At 70.2% G+C, this 16,813-nt stretch carries 16 protein-coding genes and 2 pseudogenes; 7 read left to right on the forward strand and 11 right to left on the reverse strand.

What is annotated here, in order from left to right; translation table 11 throughout:
* Positions 1-52: 52 nt before the first annotated feature.
* The 5 genes from ACWDEX_RS22495 to ACWDEX_RS22515 all read right to left on the reverse strand — a co-directional run bounded on the left by ACWDEX_RS22495 (position 53) and on the right by ACWDEX_RS22515 (position 2,574).
* A complete protein-coding gene (locus tag ACWDEX_RS22495) occupies positions 53-517 on the reverse strand; it encodes an acyl-CoA thioesterase (RefSeq protein ID WP_450465542.1) in 465 nt (154 codons plus the stop codon).
* Between the two features lie 126 nt (positions 518-643).
* Positions 644-754, reverse strand: coding sequence for a GMC oxidoreductase (locus ACWDEX_RS22500; RefSeq protein ID WP_450465577.1), 111 nt, complete (start codon positions 752-754; stop codon positions 644-646).
* A gap of 204 nt (positions 755-958) precedes the next feature.
* A complete protein-coding gene (locus ACWDEX_RS22505; protein WP_450465543.1) occupies positions 959-1,285 on the reverse strand; it encodes a hypothetical protein in 327 nt (108 codons plus the stop codon).
* A 16-nt stretch (positions 1,286-1,301) separates the two neighbouring features.
* Entirely contained in the window at positions 1,302-2,048 is a 747-nt protein-coding gene (locus tag ACWDEX_RS22510) for a hypothetical protein (RefSeq protein WP_450465544.1), read from the reverse strand.
* On the reverse strand, positions 2,032-2,574 hold the full coding sequence (locus ACWDEX_RS22515) for a SigE family RNA polymerase sigma factor (RefSeq protein ID WP_450465545.1): 543 nt from the start codon (positions 2,572-2,574) through the stop codon (positions 2,032-2,034). Before ACWDEX_RS22515 ends, ACWDEX_RS22510 begins: the two co-directional genes overlap by 17 nt.
* A gap of 210 nt (positions 2,575-2,784) precedes the next feature.
* On the opposite strand from ACWDEX_RS22515, the gene ACWDEX_RS22520 reads away from it, so the two are divergent.
* The 4 genes and pseudogenes from ACWDEX_RS22520 to ACWDEX_RS22535 form a co-directional block, all read left to right on the forward strand.
* Entirely contained in the window at positions 2,785-3,696 is a 912-nt protein-coding gene (locus ACWDEX_RS22520; protein ID WP_450465546.1) for a hypothetical protein, read from the forward strand.
* A 17-nt stretch (positions 3,697-3,713) separates the two neighbouring features.
* A complete protein-coding gene (locus tag ACWDEX_RS22525) occupies positions 3,714-5,081 on the forward strand; it encodes a peptidoglycan-binding protein (RefSeq protein WP_450465548.1) in 1,368 nt (455 codons plus the stop codon).
* Positions 5,078-5,821, forward strand: a complete 744-nt coding sequence (locus ACWDEX_RS22530) for an ABC transporter ATP-binding protein (RefSeq protein ID WP_450465549.1) — start codon at positions 5,078-5,080, stop codon at positions 5,819-5,821. The genes ACWDEX_RS22525 and ACWDEX_RS22530 overlap by 4 nt, the downstream gene beginning before the upstream one ends.
* Positions 5,818-7,146 (forward strand): annotated as a pseudogene (locus ACWDEX_RS22535) (ABC transporter permease); the annotation flags it as partial. The gene ACWDEX_RS22530 and the pseudogene ACWDEX_RS22535, both read left to right, overlap by 4 nt.
* Here the strand turns inward: ACWDEX_RS22535 and ACWDEX_RS22540 are convergent.
* The 4 genes from ACWDEX_RS22540 to ACWDEX_RS22555 all read right to left on the reverse strand — a co-directional run bounded on the left by ACWDEX_RS22540 (position 7,040) and on the right by ACWDEX_RS22555 (position 10,005).
* Positions 7,040-7,885, reverse strand: coding sequence for an IS701 family transposase (locus ACWDEX_RS22540; RefSeq protein ID WP_450465550.1), 846 nt, complete (start codon positions 7,883-7,885; stop codon positions 7,040-7,042). The pseudogene ACWDEX_RS22535 and the gene ACWDEX_RS22540 sit on opposite strands and share 107 nt — an antisense overlap.
* 65 nt (positions 7,886-7,950) lie before the next feature.
* Complete coding sequence (locus ACWDEX_RS22545; protein ID WP_450465552.1) at positions 7,951-8,361, reverse strand: peptidoglycan-binding domain-containing protein; 411 nt, start codon at positions 8,359-8,361, stop codon at positions 7,951-7,953.
* Between the two features lie 102 nt (positions 8,362-8,463).
* On the reverse strand, positions 8,464-9,477 hold the full coding sequence (locus ACWDEX_RS22550) for an AraC family transcriptional regulator (protein ID WP_450465553.1): 1,014 nt from the start codon (positions 9,475-9,477) through the stop codon (positions 8,464-8,466).
* A gap of 360 nt (positions 9,478-9,837) precedes the next feature.
* Complete coding sequence (locus ACWDEX_RS22555; protein WP_450465554.1) at positions 9,838-10,005, reverse strand: hypothetical protein; 168 nt, start codon at positions 10,003-10,005, stop codon at positions 9,838-9,840.
* Positions 10,006-10,183: 178 nt separating this feature from the next.
* Between ACWDEX_RS22555 and ACWDEX_RS22560 the strand changes: the two are divergent.
* From ACWDEX_RS22560 to ACWDEX_RS22570, 3 genes and pseudogenes are all read left to right on the forward strand, one after another.
* Positions 10,184-10,408: pseudogene (locus ACWDEX_RS22560) on the forward strand (NADPH-dependent FMN reductase); the annotation flags it as partial.
* 103 nt (positions 10,409-10,511) lie between these two features.
* Positions 10,512-10,700 carry a hypothetical protein gene (locus ACWDEX_RS22565; RefSeq protein ID WP_450465581.1) on the forward strand — a complete coding sequence of 63 codons (189 nt, stop codon included), beginning with the start codon at positions 10,512-10,514 and terminating at the stop codon, positions 10,698-10,700.
* A 425-nt stretch (positions 10,701-11,125) separates the two neighbouring features.
* Entirely contained in the window at positions 11,126-12,463 is a 1,338-nt protein-coding gene (locus ACWDEX_RS22570; protein WP_450465555.1) for an epoxide hydrolase family protein, read from the forward strand.
* A gap of 127 nt (positions 12,464-12,590) precedes the next feature.
* On the opposite strand, the gene ACWDEX_RS22575 is transcribed toward ACWDEX_RS22570, so the two are convergent.
* Together ACWDEX_RS22575 and ACWDEX_RS22580 are read right to left on the reverse strand one after the other, a co-directional pair.
* The gene (locus ACWDEX_RS22575) at positions 12,591-15,380 is read right to left on the reverse strand and encodes an AAA family ATPase (RefSeq protein WP_450465556.1); all 2,790 of its coding nucleotides are present in this window, start codon (positions 15,378-15,380) and stop codon (positions 12,591-12,593) included.
* A 391-nt stretch (positions 15,381-15,771) separates the two neighbouring features.
* Complete coding sequence (locus ACWDEX_RS22580) at positions 15,772-16,755, reverse strand: ricin-type beta-trefoil lectin domain protein (protein ID WP_450465557.1); 984 nt, start codon at positions 16,753-16,755, stop codon at positions 15,772-15,774.
* Positions 16,756-16,813 lie beyond the last annotated feature (58 nt).

Genomic DNA, 16,813 nt, shown 5'->3' on the forward strand with positions numbered 1-16,813 from the left:
CCGGTCGGTGCGGGTATGCCGCCTGCGACGCTCGCCCGTATGACGTCCCGCGTCAGGCCTGGTCCTGTGGCAGCCCGATGGTCCGGGCGATCTCCCAGACCCGCTCGGACCAGGGCGTGGGTGTCCGGGTGGTGCTGTCGAGGCGGATGACGGTGCGGGTGCCGTGCGCGTACGTCGTCGTCCCGTCGGCCGAGCACACCCGGTAGCCCGCTGTGGCCGAGGTGGTGCCCAGGCGCTCCATCCACAGGTGCACGGCGTACTCGCCGATTTCTGCCACGGGGAGGTCGTAGGTGATGTCGAACGTCTTGACGACGTTGAAGGCGTCACCTTCGAAGCCGCTCTTGCCGCCTATGCCCTTGTCCCGCCAGAACTCAGCCCACGCACGCTCGACCAGCACCTGGTAGCGGCTGTTGTGCAGCAGGCTCATCGGGTCCAGGTCGTCGAAGTGGACGACCACGGGTATCAGGACACCGACATCGACACCTGGCTTGTCGGCGGTGGAGGTGGCGAGGTTCATCGTTCTTCTCCTTGAGTATGCGTCCGTGTCTCCGTACGAGACCGCCTGCGGCAGTCCTGAGTACACGTGTCAATACATATCTCGGAGAACGACAGGGAGTGTGAACTCACCTCTGAGATTCCCGTCTCAGGCGGCTTCGCGTATGAACTCGGCGGCGCGTTCCGCGATGGCGTAGACGGTCGAGTGGGTGTTGTCGGACGGGATGGAGGGGATGACGGAGCCGTCGGCGACGCGCAGACCCGTGGCCGGCTTCCCTTCGGAGTTGGGTCTCGTCGCGGGTCATCCAGCGTTCGAGGTCGCTCTGGCGGCAGTTCGCCAGCGTCAGGTCCTGGTCCGTGAGCCAGTCCAGGAGATAGACGGCGGCCCTCAGGTGCACGCGTACGACGTTGAGCTGGGTGTGCGTGATGTCGTTGCCGCGGCTTCGGCGGCGAAGCCGGCGGATCAGGTGCCAGGTCGCGTAGCGGTGCAGGATCTGCCGCCCCTCGGGGGGGTGTGGGAGGCGACGAGATCCTTCACGTGCCGTTCGAGGCGGACCATCTGCTCGTCGCGGGGCGGCAGGGCGTCGGCGGCCACGAGGACGCTGCGGATGTGCCCGACGACCTTGCTGTCGGGGAGGTCGTCCAGAGCCTCGTGGGTCAGGGGGCGTCGGCCGGAGGCCAGGTCGGACAGGACGGTGGAGACGATGCCTTTCGAGAGCCAACTCATGGCCGTCGCCGTCCGCTGAGTCTCGGCCAGGGCGTCGTGGAGGGCCTGCACAGTACTCGGCATGCCGCAGCGGTGCGGGTCAGCTTGCGTCGGCCGGTGCGATGCTGTTCAGGACCTTCGAGGCGGCAGGGCTCGTTTCGGTGGTGACTGAAGCGTCCCGGCAGTCGGAGACCTCCAGTACGACGGGGGCGACAGAGGCCGACCCTCCGACTTTCCAGAGAAACGACCTGCCCTTCGACCTCACGCTTTCACAGCCGTCCACCGATGGACTCACAGGCGACGAGGCCATATCGCGTTCCATGTCGCTCTTGTCAGCGTGCCGGAGAACGATGAGTTCACCTCCCTCGGTGAGCTGGGACAGCGGCCGGCACGTGCGCACTGCGTCATGCGTGTCGCTCACGCACGCACCGCGGGCCGACCGGGACAGCGGCTGGGACGCGATGAACGCCACGGGTCCCCCGCGCGCGTCGTCGACGGACAGCGCGTACCACCCTTGCGGCACCGTGACCGTCACGCCCTTTCGCGGCCCGAGCAGGCGCACGGATTCGGCGGGGCCGCGTTCGAGAGTCGTCGGCGGTGACGCTGCGGGCGTCTCCCCGCTCACGAAGACCTCGGCGCGCAGCCCCGGCACCACGAAGGCGAGGGCTGAGACGGCGATCACCGCGGCCCCGACCGTCGCCGCGTTGCGCCGACGGCGGCGCCGCACCCTCCGCCTGACAGCGGCCATGCGATCGGGTGGAGCGCCAGGCGTCGGTACCACCGCCTCCAGGAGGCTGCGGACCTCCCTCTCCGTTTCGTCCCACTGCTCCTCATCCGGCTCGGTCACGGCTGTCGATCCCCTTCCACACCCCGGGCACGGTCGCCAGTTCCGCTCGCAGCGTTTTCAGCGCCTTGGCCGCCTGGCTCTTCACGGTGCCGGAGTGACAGCCCAGCAGTTGTGCGGTCTCCTGCACGCTCAGCTCCTCGAAGTACCGCAGGACCACCACCGCCCGCTGCCGGACCGGCAGCCGCCGGATGACCAGGGCGAGTGATTGTTGCAGGTCCACGGCGTCGAACGGGGCGCCTGCCTCCGTGACTTCGGGCATCTGTTCGGGTTCGTGCGGGATCTCGTCCCGCCAGCGTCGTCGCCACCACGACATATGTGTGTTGACCAGGGCTTTGCGAACGTATGCTTCCGGATTCTCCGTGCTGATTCTGTGCCATTTGGACCACACCTTCGCCAGCACCGTCTGCAGTAGGTCCTCCGCGAGGTGTGCGTCACCCGTCAGGAGCCAGGCCACCCGGAGGAGTCTGGGCCCGCGCGCCGTCACGAACTCCTCGAAGGTCGTGGCGGTATCCCCCGCTGTTGTCATTCCGCTCCCGTTGCAGAAGGTACTTTCACACCTATCACACGAAAGAGCTGAGTGTGCCGTTCCCCGCCTCACGGAAACCAAACAAACTGAAATTGTGACCCGCGTCACATCAGTAGGCAGCGATGCAACCCACGGCTCCCTCCACCCGGTTGAAGCAATCGAAGGGGAGCGCGATATCCGCGCCCGACCAGACACGCCTGGTGGACACATATGACTCGCAAGTTCAAGAAGCACCTCATCTGGCCGACGGTGGCAGCAGCCGGGGTGATCTCCCTGTCGGCCTGTTCGGGAGACGGCGGCGACTCCGCTGCGGCCTCCGCCTCCGCGGCATCGTCCGGTGAGGACGGGCGGCCGTCCGCGACCGCTGCGGCCAACGGCGAACTGGCGGTCCCGGCCGACGCCGACGAGGGAACGAAGAAGAAGTACATAGAGGAGAACACCATCGCCGCGTGCATGCGCGCCAAGGGATTCACCTACACCCCGCACGTGACCCCGGAGGACTCGGGCGCCGTCAACCCCGTCGACGGCGAGGACTACGCCGCGGCGAAGAAGTACCGGCAGAAGTACGGATTCGGCCTGTGGGCAAGGGCCGTCTACCGCAACGATCCCAAGCTCGACTACGACGGGTCCCCCAATCCGGACTCCGGGTACCTCCACGCACTTCCGATGGCACAGCAAATGGCCTGGAAAGCCGCACTCGCGGGCAAGACGGGCAACGAAGGCTGTTCGAAGAAGGGCCGGGAGAAGGCATACGGACCGGACAAGTCGCAGGCGGAGATCGAGAAGCAGAGCGCCGAGGCCCAGGAGCGCGCCCTCGCCAACCAGCAGGCGCTCAACGGGGACTCCCAACTCGTCGCCCTCGCCCAGTCGTACGCGTCCTGCCTGACCAAGGAGGGCATCAACGTCACCACCACGCAGCCGACGTCCATCGGTGACATGGTGAAGTTCCAGGTGGGCAACCAGCAGCCCGCGAACTGGGAGAGCGTCGGCGCATCGCAGGCCCGGGCGAAACTGAACCAGGAGATCGGTCTCGCCCTGAAGGACCTGACCTGCGGCAAGGACTTCCGCGCGGCGTACTTCCCCAAGCACGCCAAGCACCCGTTCGAGGGCCTCACCGGATGAAGAAGCGCAGACTCCGTATGCCGCAGACCCGTGGCAAGCAGGTCACGGTCGTCGTTGCCGCGGTGGTCGTCGTCGGCGCGGGTGGCTGGTTCGCGGGTACGGGGATGCAGTCTCCGGCCGACGCCGCCGCCGCGCACCAGCCGCCCAAGGCCGGGCCGGTCACGGTCCCCGTGGAACACCGGAAGCTGGTGGCGACCGTGGTGGCCCAGGGAACGGTGGCGTTCGGTGCCCCCCGGTCGGTTTCCCCGGCCGGAGCCGTCGCCACCAGCGGTGCGTCGGCCGACGCACCTGCCGCCCAACTCGTGACCAAGGCTCCGAAACAGGGCGCCACCCTCAACGAAGGCAGCGTTCTGATGCAGATCAGCGGACGTCCGGTGTTCGTGCTGCGTGGTCCGGTGCCGATGTATCGCACCCTCACACCCGGCGTCTCGGGTGACGACGTCCGCCAGCTGCAGATCGCGCTGCGCAGGCTGGGGCACGACCCAGGAGGCACCAACGGCCACTTCGGACCGGGCACCGCGGCTGCGGTGACCAAGTGGTACGAGAGCCAGGGGTACGAGCCGCAGACGCCCAGTGCGGACGACGAAAAGCAGCGCGGTGATCTGGAGCAGGCCGTCACCCAGGCCCAGCTCGACCTGCTGCAGGCGCAGGGCGGCCAGGGCGGGTCCGAGGACGCGTCCGCGCCGCCGGCCTCGGGCCCGGAGCACAGCCTCCGGCTGAAGTCCGCACGGGATCAGCTCAACCGGGCCAACCATGCGCTCAGTGAGTTCCTGGTGTCCTACGGCACGAAGGTGCCGGCGGGCGAGGTCGTGTTCCTGCCGAACCTTCCCGTGCGGGTCGACAAAGTCAAGGTGCACGTCGGGGCCGTCCCCGATGGCGCCGTCGCGACCGTGACGAGCTCGGACATAGAGGTGAACGCCGAGATGCCGGCGGCTGACGCCGCCCAGCTGCACCAGGGCATGGCGGCCCGCGTGGAGACACCGGACGGTCACCAGGTCAGCGGCGTGGTGGCGAAGGTCGGCAACTCCGGGCGGAGCGACGGCGATTCCGACGGTGGGTCGTCGGATTCCGGCGGCGGCTCCGCAAACCCGTCCGCGACGGTGCCGGTGACCGTCTCGGTGCCCGAGCCCGGAGCGCTGAGGGACCAGGCGGGCGGATCCACCAAGATCACCGTCGATCTCGGCTCCTCGAAGGGCGCCGCGCTCGTGGTGCCGGTGGCGGCCGTGCACACCACCGCCGACGGGCGGGCCCGGGTGCGCGTGCAGCGCGACGGCAGGATCGTCGACGTGCCCGTCACGGTGGGCCTGTCCGCCGCCGGACAGGTCGCGGTGACCCCGCGCGGCACGCCTCTCGACGAGGGCGACCAGGTGGTGGTCGGGCAGTGAGGCGCGCGTCCGCACCAACTCCGGCGCCCCAGCCGCACGAGGCGCCGGACCCGGACGTCGTGATACGGCTCGACTCGGTCGGCCGGGTCTTCGACGCCGATCCGCCGGTGCACGCCCTGCGTAAGGTGGACCTGACGGTCCGTCGCGGGGAGCATCTGTCGGTCGTCGGCCCCTCCGGGTCCGGGAAGTCGACGCTGCTGAACATCCTCGGCCTGCTGGACCGGCCCACCTCGGGCGCGTACTGGCTGGACGGGGTACTCACCAACGAGCTCGCCGACCTGGAGCGGACCGCGCTTCGCGGCAGCCGTATCGGCTTCGTCTTCCAGTCCTTCCATCTGCTGCCGTACCGGACCGTGGACGAGAACGTGATGCTCGCCGAGGTCTACCGGGCCCCGCGCCCCGGTCGCGGGCGCGGCTCCCGACAGGAGCGGGCGCGCGAGGCACTGGCCCGGGTCGGACTCGGCCACCGCTTCGGCTTCCTGCCGGGCCGGCTGTCCGGCGGCGAGCGGCAGCGGGTGGCCATCGCCCGCGCCCTGCTCGGCGAGCCCGCGCTGCTGCTGTGCGACGAGCCGACCGGCAACCTCGACAGCGAGAACACCGAGTCGGTGCTGGAGCTCTTCGATGTGCTCCAGGAGCAGGGCATGACACTGCTGGTGATCACGCACGACGACGCGGTGAGCGCGCGGGCGAGCAGACGCGTGCGGATCCGAGACGGCCTGCTCAGTCAGGAGGAGGTATGACGATCCCCTTGCGCGGCGGGTCCCGGACTCGTCGGACAGAGGACAAGCCCGGCAGGGAACGCCGCGCACGGCCGGAGGAGGGTGTTGGAGGAGGGGCGCCCCGCCGGAAGGCGGGGGGTCTTCGCGGACCGCTTCGCGGCCGCCGTCACGACCGGCCGTGGATAGACCCGCGGGACCTGTGGTCGGAGGCGCTGGCAGGCGTGCTGGCGCGTCCGGTGCGCTCCGCCCTGACGACACTGGGCACGGTGCTCGGTATCGGCACCCTGGTCATCACGATCGGGGTCGCCTCGACGGCGGCGAACCAGATCGTCGGCCGTTTCGACGCCCTCACCGCCACCTCGGTGTCCGTGGTGGCGCCTCGCCAGTCACCCGATTCGGACGACCCGGCGTTGATCCCCTGGTCGGGCGTGGATGCGGTGAGCCGTCTGGCCGGAGTCACCTCAGCTGCGGGGATGGCGGAATCGGCCGGCACCTCCAACGTCCAGGTGCGAGCCAACGACGTGGTCGCGCCCGGGGCAGTGAGCGGGCAGACCCTGGCGGTGTTCTCGGCCACCGCGAACCTGCCCACCGCGGTGCGCGGCTCCATGGTCTCGGGCCGGTTCTTCGACTCCGGCGACATCGAACGGCGCGACCGGGTGGCGGTCCTCGGCGACCAAGCGGCCAAGTTGCTGGGCATCGACGGTGTGGGGCAGGCGCCCGCCGTCTTCTTCGAGGGTCAGTCGTACACCGTGATCGGCGTGCTCGGCGGCATCCAGCGCGAACAGCGCCTGTCGACCTCCGTGATCCTGCCACCGACCACAGGGGCGGACCGGATGGGCCTGAAGAACCTGACCCGGGTCCTGATCAACACCTCGCTCGGCGCGGCGCAGCAGGTAGCCCGGCAGGCGCCGATCGCACTGGCGCCCGGCCACCAGGACTCCCTGACCGTGCTCGCCCCGCCGGACCTGTCCAAGGCACGCAAGGGTGTGCAGGGCGACGTCAACGGTCTGTTCCTGGTCCTCGGACTGGTCTCGCTGGTGGTCGGCGCGATCGGCATCGCCAACGTCACGCTCGTCACGGTGATGGAGCGAGTCGGCGAGATCGGCCTGCGGCGTGCCCTCGGTGCCTCCCGGCGCCAGGTGGCCGGGCAGTTCCTCGCCGAGTCCACCGCCATCGGACTGTTGGGCGGGGTCGTGGGCGCGGCACTCGGCGTGGTCGTCGTGGTGTCTGTGGCCGGCGTCAAGCAGTGGACGCCGGTGCTGGATCTGCGGCTCGCCCTGGGCGCCCCCGTAGCCGGTGCCCTCGTGGGCCTGCTCGCGGGCCTGTACCCGTCGCTTCGGGCCGCGCGGATGGAGCCGGTGGACGCCCTGCGCTCGCCTTCCTGACGAGATGCATCGTGCGAGGGCTGATGAGTCGCGTCAGGTTCGCTGCTGCTCGGCCGTAAGCTGGACGCTGCTCGGGGCATTGAGAGCGCCGGCCACACGCACACCGCCACTGTGACCGCGGAGGTGTGGGGTGCCGAGCCGCCCGCCGCCGACGACCGCGGGGCGTGGGAAGTACGCGGCGAGGCGCTGCTGCACTGCCCATCAGGCGAGCTGGCGGTGTGGGGAGTGACGACTGGCCCGAGGAACACCTCAGAAACAGCCGCCAGTTGACCGCCGCCGAGGCGTTGTTGGAGGCAAGGTGCAGCGACACCCCTGCCTGGCAGTTGGTGACCTTGCCCGCGGTGCCGGTGTACTGCCTGGTCACACAAGCGGACGCAGCCCCGTCCTTGAGGAACCCGGTGTCATCGATGATCAGCGCGGTGGGCCTGATGACCGGCTGCATCCGCCACGCGAGCCGGGCCCGGACATGGGCCGCATCCCACGGGCTGGAGGTGACGAAGTGGGCCAGGGCCTGCCGGTTACCGTCCTCGCCCAGGTGGGCGGCCATCGGCTCCACCGACTTGCGCCCGCCCGCCTGCAGCAGACCGCGTAGACAGACCCCGCCCCACCGGCGCTGATCCGCCCGCGCGAACGGCTCGAACATCTCCGCCGCGAAGTCCTCCAGATCACACCGGACCGCGGCCAACTCCCCACCCAGCACACCCGATCAACGACAGCACCGATCACGCGGACACGCCGCCACCGAGCGAACCTGACCAAGCACTACTAGAACCACGACGGGAGGTAGTTGTAGCAGTAGTTGCCGCCGCCGTAGTACTCGTCGCCCTCGAGCAGCAGATAGCCGCCCGTCCCCTTGCCCACGATCCCGTCCGGGGTAAGGCCGACGGGGGAGGTGGACTGGTACCACTTGACCCAGGACTTGGTGTTGGGGCCCCACAGTCCGTCCTCGGCCAGCGGGCGTCCCCGGCCCGAGTCCTGCGCGACGTCGTTGAGGAGGTGCTGCACGCACCACACGCCGTGCGTGTTGTTGGCGTAGCCGTCGCCGATGTAGCCGGCGTTCGGGGATGCCTGAGCCTGCGCGATGGTGCCGACTGTGAGGAGCGCGACCGCGGCGGTGATGCCGGCCGCCTTCGCCAGAGCGGCCCTGCGCAGACCCTTGCCGATCGTCGTAGCCATGGAGACTGTGTCCCTTCGTCTGTCGGAGCGGCGTGAGCCGCCGTCGGGATCCAGACTCTCCCGTGCCGTGATCGCAGGACTATCCGGTTCGGGGCCGGGGCTTCACGCGTTTGTGGATAGTCCGTGCCGCCCCCTTGAGGTATCCGAGGGCAGGCGCCCGTACGTCCGCCGGTACTCGGCGCTGAACCGGCCGAGGTGCGTGAAGCCCCAGCGGCAGGCGACATCGGTGACCGATCCGATGGCGCGTCCTTCGGCGATGGCCGTCAGTTCGTGGTGGGCGCCGTCGAGCCGAACTCTGCGCAGGTACGCCAGGGGCGTGGTGCCCAGATGGGTCCGGAAACCCTCCCGCAGGGTCCGCACGCTGATCCGGGCCGCCTGTGCGATGTCGGAGACCGAGACGGCCTCGCCGGCGTGCTCCGCGCAGTAGGCCGTCGCCCGGCGTAGGGCGCTCGGCAGCATCGTGGAGCCGCGGTCGGTCACGGCGCTGCTCCAGGAGTGGGCCTGGGCGTCCAGCAGGGTGTCCACCAGAAGGCGTTCGAAGTGCCGGACGCCCAGGTCGGAGCGGTGCGCCAGCGGGGAGAGGATGAACTGCCGGAAGGCGCGGGCGAGTGCCAGCCAGGACTGCACGGCCGGGTTCGCCTGGTCGAGCAGGTGCCGACGGAACCGCAGCGGCTTCTGCGGGATGTCCCCCAGGCGCACCGTGAGCACCTTGTCCACGGCCTCCCGGGACATGGTGAGCGCCGCGTTGACGGCTCGGTGGTCCCACTCCATCGAGACCACGTCCCCCGGTCCGGCAACGGACAACGGGGACGACAGCACCATGCCGTTGACGACCACCGCCCCGCCGCCGGCCTGCGGCAGGATGACGTTGTAGAAGTCGGTCAGATCCTTTGCCAGCAGCCGCACCGGAGCACCGTAGGCCAGGTCGTACAGCCCCACCGGGCCCTCATGGAAGGCTCGGAATCTGCCGGGCAGCCGCTGCGCACCCAGGACCGTCAGCCGGTGCGGCGCCAGCCGCTGGCCCACTATCTGGCGCAACTCCTCGATGTCTCCCCCTTCGTAGATCGAGACCGGATCCGCCTTGCCGTCCCCGTGATCCAGCGTGGTGATCGCCAATTCCTACCCCCGCAGTCGAACTGGATGCCGAACGCGCCGCTCACGCGGCGACGGCCACACTCTGGTACTCGGGGCACGGTTGGGCAAAGGAGATCGAGGCGGGGTGCGGTCGGCGTGTCGCCGAGCCGTGTCGACGATCCGTCAGGCCAAGCGCCTCGGCCTCTCAGTGCGTTGTGGCAAAGGGAGTCCCTGTTCGATGAGCAGGGGCTTCTTCGTGTGCGGGGCACGACGGCGACGGGGTAGGGGCGCCGGTTTCCGTGCCGTCTGGTGGCGAGGCTGCTGCTGTGGGATCCAGCGGCTTGGGCGCGGGGCATGGCGAGAGGCCGCCGGTGTGGCGGTCGGGCATGGGCGAGGAGGTGCTCAGCGGCCTGTGGTGGTGGCCGCGGCGGGGCCGGTGAACGGAGTGGAGCTGACGCGGGCGGTGGGCCGGGAAGCGGAGATCAAGAACAAGGTGGAGAAGATCCGGCACCGTGCCTGCGTGCTGGAGAAGCGGGGCTGGCTGGTGCGGGCGAAGGACGGACGGTTCATGCCCGCGCCTGCTTGCTGCAATGCTCTCCCGGCGCAGGACCTGCCGCCGCGGACCGTGGTCCACCGGCCGACGGCAGTCCGAGCAGGGCCAGGTCGGTTTCGGTGACCAGGCGGACTGTGCCGTCCTGCAGCTTGCCCTGTCAGGAAGCCTGCGCCGGGCTCCTTGAACACCGCCCTGTTGCGGGAGGCGGAGCGCCTCGGCCCACACCATCGCTTCGACCACTACGACGGGCTCGGCCGTCTGCCGCACTTCAACGAGGACCAGGAACATCCCGCGCCGCCCGCCGTCACCGAACTGCGTCACCGTGTCCAGGACGCTGACGCGGTCCTGATCGCCTCTCCCGAGTACAACGCCTCTATACCCGGAACACTGAAGAACGCCCTCGACTGGCTCTCCCGCCCGGCCGGCGACGACGGCCCCGCGCTCGCGCTCAAGCCGGTCGCCGTCATAGGGGCCTCCCCCCGGTCCCTTCGGCACCGTCCGGGCCCAGCTGACGCTGCGCCAGGTGCTGCACAAGATGAACGCCCGCGTCGTGCAGCAGCCCGAGTTCCTCCTCTTCCAGGACCACCGGCAGTTCGGTGGCGACGGCCGCCTCCCGGACGGCTCCCCGGCGCAGCAGTTGCTGTGCGCGGTGCTCGACGCCCTCGGACAACTCGTCACGACCGAGCAGCATCAGGAGCTGGCACGCGTATGAGCCGAACTCAGGCGGCTGGCCGCACAGTCCCTGCTCGACGCGACGCCCGCCCGCGCCGCAGCCCCTGCCAGCTACCGCGGCGTGGGCGCCACCACCGCATGTGACGACGACAGTCCGTGATCGAGCCGTTCGCGAATACACGCATGTGATCCGCCGCCAATACTCACACGTGTCTCGTATTGAGGGTTGATCGATTGGCGACAGGCCGAGGGTGATGGGCAGTTGGCTGATCGGCCGTTCAATACGTGTGAATAACAGGTATGGTTCTGTCCGAGACGCCCAAGGTGTGTGCTTACGGACACTCCGCACCGTTGTGGCGTTTGCCTGCCGAGGTGGCCGATTGGTGTGCTGCGTACAACAGCGCCGTGGGTGCGGCAGCGAATCATCCGACATCCCTACTTCATGATGGACAGAAGGAGTCTTCGATGGCAGAGAACGAGCGCTCGGGTCGGCTCACTACCGGTCGTCGCCGTTTCCTGGGTCTCGCGGCGGCTGGTGTCGTCGCCAGTCAGGTCGGCCTGTCCGGCCAGGCTCAGGCGGCGTCGACGGGTGCCGGTTCCGCGGCCGGGTGGGCGCCGCGGCCCGGCTCGGGCATCCGTCCTTTCCGTATCGAGGTCCAGCAGAAGGAGCTCAACGAGCTGCGGCGGCGCATCCGGGAGACCCGCTGGCCGGACCGTGAGAGCGTCGGGGACCGGTCGCAGGGCGCGCAACTGGCCAAGATGCGGCCGTTGGTGGACTACTGGGGTACCAAGTACAACTGGCGCAACCTCGAGAGGCGCCTCAACGCCCTGCCGCAGTACATCACGGAGATCGACGGGCTGGACATCCAGTTCGCGCACATCCGCTCCCCGCATGCCGACGCCATGCCGATGCTGATGACGCACGGCTGGCCCGGGTCGATCGTCGAACTGCTGAAGATAATCGACCCGCTGACCAACCCCACGGCACACGGCGGGCGTGCCTCCGACGCCTTCCACCTGGTGCTGCCGACCCTGCCCGGCTACGGCTTCTCGGGCAACCCGACCAACGGCGGGTGGAATCCCGCCCGCACGGCGGGCGCGTTCCACGAGCTGATGCTGCGCCTCGGCTACCCGGAGTACGTCTCCCAGGGCGGTGACTGGGGCGCGATCATCTCGGAGGTGCTGGCGGTCCAGCAGCCGAAGGGGCTGCTGGGTATCCATGTCAACATGCCCGGCACCGTGCCGGACGACATCCTGCGGCATCTGCGCAACTTCGATCCGGCTCCGGCGAACCTGTCGGCGGACGAGACGAGGGCGTACAACCGGCTGCTTCACTTCTACCGCGACGGCTTCGGGTACGCGGCGATGATGAACCAGAGCCCGCAGACGATCGGCTACGCCCTCGCGGACTCCCCGGTCGCCATGGCGGCGTACTACTACGACAAGATCGCGGAGTGGACGGACTCCGATGGGGAGCCCGAGAAGCTCTTCACGTACGACGAGATGCTCGACGCCATCTCGCTGTACTGGCTGACCAACACCGGGGCGTCGTCGTCGCGGCTGTACTGGGAAGGCGCACAGGCCGGCGGCGGACCGTTCAACGCCGTTCCCATTCCGAAGCTTCCGGTCGCGGTGACGGTCTTCCCCGGCGAGATCTACCCCGCGCCGCGTAGCTGGGGTGAGCGGACCTTCGGCAACATCATCCACTGGAACGAGGTGGACAAGGGCGGTCACTTCGCCGCCTGGGAACAGCCGAAGATCCTGACCGACGAACTCCGCACCGCCTTCCGGGTGCTGCGGTAGAACGGCACGAGTGTGTGGGGCTGCGAGCACATCGCCGCCCCACACTCGCTGAAAACCTTTCGCTCCCACCGCAACAGTTGGTTCCGTCTACGGGGAACACCCGGTTCACACGTTGCCCGAGAGACCGTCAGTCCGGATTCTCCGGACGTAGCGCGTCCCGCAGCGCCACCCTGGACGCTATGCCGAGCTTCGGGTAGATCTGGTACAGGTGGGCGCCGACGGTGCGGTGCGAGATGAACAGGCGCTCGCCGATCTGCTTGTTGGTCAGGCCGGTGGCGGCGAGTTCCGCGATCTCGCGTTCCTGCGGGGTAAGAGCGGCCCCGACCCGGCCGCCCGGGTGGGGCACGGCCTGGCCGGCCGCTCGCAGCTCTTTGCGCGCGCGTTCGGCCCAGGCCGTGGAGTCCAGTCGCTGGAAGGTGTTCAGCGCGGCCGTCAGCGGAGACTTGCAATCGGACAACGCCCGGGACCGTCGCAGCCGCTCTCCCTGGGCCAGGCGCACCCTTGCCTGGGCGAACGGCCACTGGTCCGCATCGGGGGTGGTCAGCGCCTTCGCGAAAAGGCGGGCCGCCTCGGCGTCGTCCTGCGCGATGAGGGCTTCCGCACCGCCGGCCAGCAGGGCGAGCCGGGGCGAGAGTCCGGCGATGTTCGTCTCACGCAGTGCGCGCACGTGGGCGACCGCCTCCGCGCGCCGGTCGGTGCGCACCGCGGCCTCCACCAGCTCGAAGAACACCCACGCGGCGTGCGCGACGTACGGGGCGAAGCTGCCGGCGGGGCTGATGGCGTTCACCCGGCCGAACGCCGCGTCGAAGTCGCCGTCGGCGATGTCCGCAAGTGCGTGGACGTGCTGCGCGCAGTGGACGGCCTCCCGGATACCGCGGGGAGCCGCCCAGCCGGTCATCGCGTCGGCGAGCGCGTGCGCGGTCTCGGTATCCCCGCGGGACGCGGTCACCAGGCCTTTGGTGTACTGGAAGAACCAGGTGCAGACGGTGTACCCGGACTTCAAGCACATCGTCAGCCCCTCCTCGGACAATTCCAGGACCTCGGTCCAATTGCCCCGGTGGTAGTCATCCAGGCACAGGTGCAGCAGCGCGCCGATGTGCCGGCGCACCGGGCCGCCTTCGCGTCCGTGCCTGACGAGCCGCCAGGCCGCCTGGCGCACCGCCGACAGCCGGTCCGGGTACAGGGCGGCGGTTCCCATCCGGACGACCCGGGCGGGGTCGCTCTCCTTCGTCGTGCCGTCGATGATCTCGTCCAGCTCGCGCAGCGTCGCCGCGTCGGCGTGCGCCGGGTCGCCCCAGGTCCGCGCGGCCACCAGCAGCAGCGGCGGGGGAGCGGGACGCAGCCGAGCGACGGCCGCGTAGTAGGGCGCCCACAGCTCCTCGCGGGCGCCGTAGTTGCACAGGAGCAACAGGAAGTGCAGCGCGTCGATGAGTGCGGGGTCGTCGGCGTCGTAGCGGTGGCCGCCCTCCTCGATGGCGCCGACCAGCAGGCGGTGGGCCGTCGTCAGGTCCCCGTCGCTGTTCAACAGGAGCTGCACCGCGGCGGTCGCCGACCGCAGGGACGCCCCGTGGCCGGGATCCGCCCGCCACGCGTCCTCCAGCAGTTCCGACGCGCTGTGCAGCGCGCCGATGGCCTCGGCGCCCACATAGGCGGCCTCCGACAGTCGGCGCGCGCGATCGGTGTCCAGCGGGCTGAGGTCCGCCGCCCGGGTGAGCGCCGCGATCGCGGCGACTGCGTCGCCGCGGCTCAGGATGCGGCGCGCCGTCCGCTCCAGCAGGAGGGCCACCTCCTCGTCGGGCTGGAGCGTAGCCTCTCCCAGGTGCCAGGCCTGCTGTTCCGGCTTGTCGACGAGGACCCGCGCCAATACGCGGTGCGCGGCGCGTCGGCCGCTGCTGGTGGCCGCCTCGACGACGGCCGACATGATCAGCGGGTGCCGGAAGACCAGCCGGCGCGGGGACTCGTCCACACGGACGAGCCCGTCCTGCTCGGCGGGGTCCAGCTCGTGCAGGTCCGCGTCGCCGTCCGTCTCCCGCGCGGCGGCGGACAGCACACCCAGGTCGCCGGTCCCGTCCAGGGTGGCGAGCAGGAGCAGCCGGCGGGTCGCCGCCGGCAGGGACCGGACCCGGGAGACGAACAGCGACTGGAGGCGTTCGCTCAGCGGCAGTACGGTCGGCAGGGCCTCGCGGGCGCGGCGCTGGTCGGCGCGCAGCGCGTCGGGGAGTTCGAGCAGGGCCAGCGGGTTTCCCTGGGCGGCGTCCAAAAGGCGCAGGCGCACCGGGTGCGCCAGGTCGGGAAAGTGCAGGTCGACGAGGCGGGCGGCGGAGTCCGCGTCCAGAGCGGGCAGCTCGTGGGTCGGCAGCCCGCTGCCGTCGAAGAAGCTGGCCACACCCGTACGGGAGGCCGCGAGGAACCGGATGCGGTCGCCGGACAACCGCCGGGCGAGGAAGCCGAAGACGGCGGCGCTCGCCCGGTCCACCCATGCGAGATCGTCCACGATCAACAGCACCGGCGTGTCCTTCGCCGCCGAACGCAGCAGGGCCAGCGCGGCGTTGCAGACGACCAGGCGCTCCGGGGGCGGACCGGACCCGAACCCGAGGGCGACGCTCATGGCCTCCCTGCTGTGGGCGTTGAGCCGGTCGAGGGCGCCGTGCAGCGGAAGCAGGGCCTGGTTCAGCGCCGAGTAACTGACGTCCACCTCGAACTCGGCACCGGCCGCGCGCAGCACCTGGGTGCCATCCTCCAAGGCGGCCCTGGCCACGGCGTCCAGCACCGCCGACTTGCCGACGCCCGGCTGCCCGGACAACAGCAGGGCGCCGCCTCGGCCTCGCTCCAGCAGTCCGGAGATACGCTCCAGATCGCGGTCGCGGCCCAGCAGGAGGTCCGCGGACCCGACGCGCAACAAGTCAGCGATCCCCACCGGCCGCCACCTTTCCCGGGCCCTGTGCGACCGTGCGCCCGGAGCCTGCCGAGGGACGCACGCTGCCGGACGCCACGGTCCCGCGCGACGCCCTGAACAGCACCGGGGCAGGGGCGCGACGCGACGCGTACGTCGACCGCGTCCTCACGAAACATGCCATCTGCGTCCCTCCGTCGGTGCCCGGCCATTGTAGGAGCGCGCGGGCCCGCGCCGTGTGTCGCGGCGAGCTGCGGGGGCCCGCTGACCAGCGCCTCCTCAGACCAGTCCGTGGGCGCAGGCACTGCCCCCGCCTGGACCAGGTGCCGGCGCCCGGCTTGGTCAGGACGGCGGCGACGCGCCGGGTGGCTCACGGACGCGCCGGGTGGCTCACGAACGCCCGGCGCTCCGCGCGTCAGGGCATGCCCGCCTCGGACCACTTCTGATTGTCGGAACCGGCGCAGGACCACAGCTGGAGCCTGGTGCCGTTGGCCGTGCCGTTGTCCCGTACGTCCGCGCACTTGTTCGCCAGGCTGCTGGCCAGATCGTGGCGCCAGTTCAGCTCGAACCGCTGAGCGGCCGCGCCGTTGCAGTGCGCCAGTTCGAGGTCCGTCCCGTCGGCGGTCGAGGCCTCGGCGAGCTGCACGCACATGCCGAGGGCGCGCATGGACCCGTCCGTGAAGGTCCACCGCTGCGAAGCGGAGTCAGAGCAGTCCCAGATCATCAGTTTCGCCCCCTGCACGGCTTTGCCGCCGGCGATGTCGATGCAGCGGTTCGAGGCGTGGCTGAACACCTTCACGCCCGGTGCCACGGCCGAATGCGTCGTCGTGTCCTTGCTCCCGCCCTTCGCCGGGGCCGTGGCGTGTTCGCTCGGAGTCGCGGACTCCTTGCTCGTCGCCCGGCTCGAGGGCGAGCCGGACGTGGGCTTCGCGGACCCCTCGGCGTCCTTGGCGTCCTTGCCGGCCTTGGTGCCGGACGCGGTCGCGGTCGCGGAAGGCTCCGTCACTTCGCTGAGCCCGTCGAGAAGGTCTCGGTCGTGGCGGCCGTCGTAACCGACGCCCACCGGGGCCCCTTCGTGCTTCTTCTGCCCGTGGCGGTCGCCCAGGCCGAGGGTCAGCAGCACACCGCCCGCCGCCAGCAGTCCCACGATGCCCACGACGGCCAGGGCGCCGCGAAATCCCTCCCGCCGGGCCTTGTCACCGCTACGCCGGTCTCTCGGTCGGAGCGGTACGACGATGTTCGCACCGGGGCTTGTGCCCTCGTCACCGCGACGCTTGAAGCCATCGCCGTAACCGTTTTCGACGGAGTCGTCGGCCGGGGCCGGTGCGGAGGAGGCCGCGGGTAAGCGGCCGGCGTTCTGGCGTGATCCGAGCGACGAGAGCTGGGTGAGCCGGGGCAAAGAGGTGCTTCGCCCGGCCTTGCCGGGTGCCTGCTCACCGCTTTCCGGTGCGCTCTGA

Source organism: Streptomyces sp. NPDC001020 (assembly GCF_053599115.1).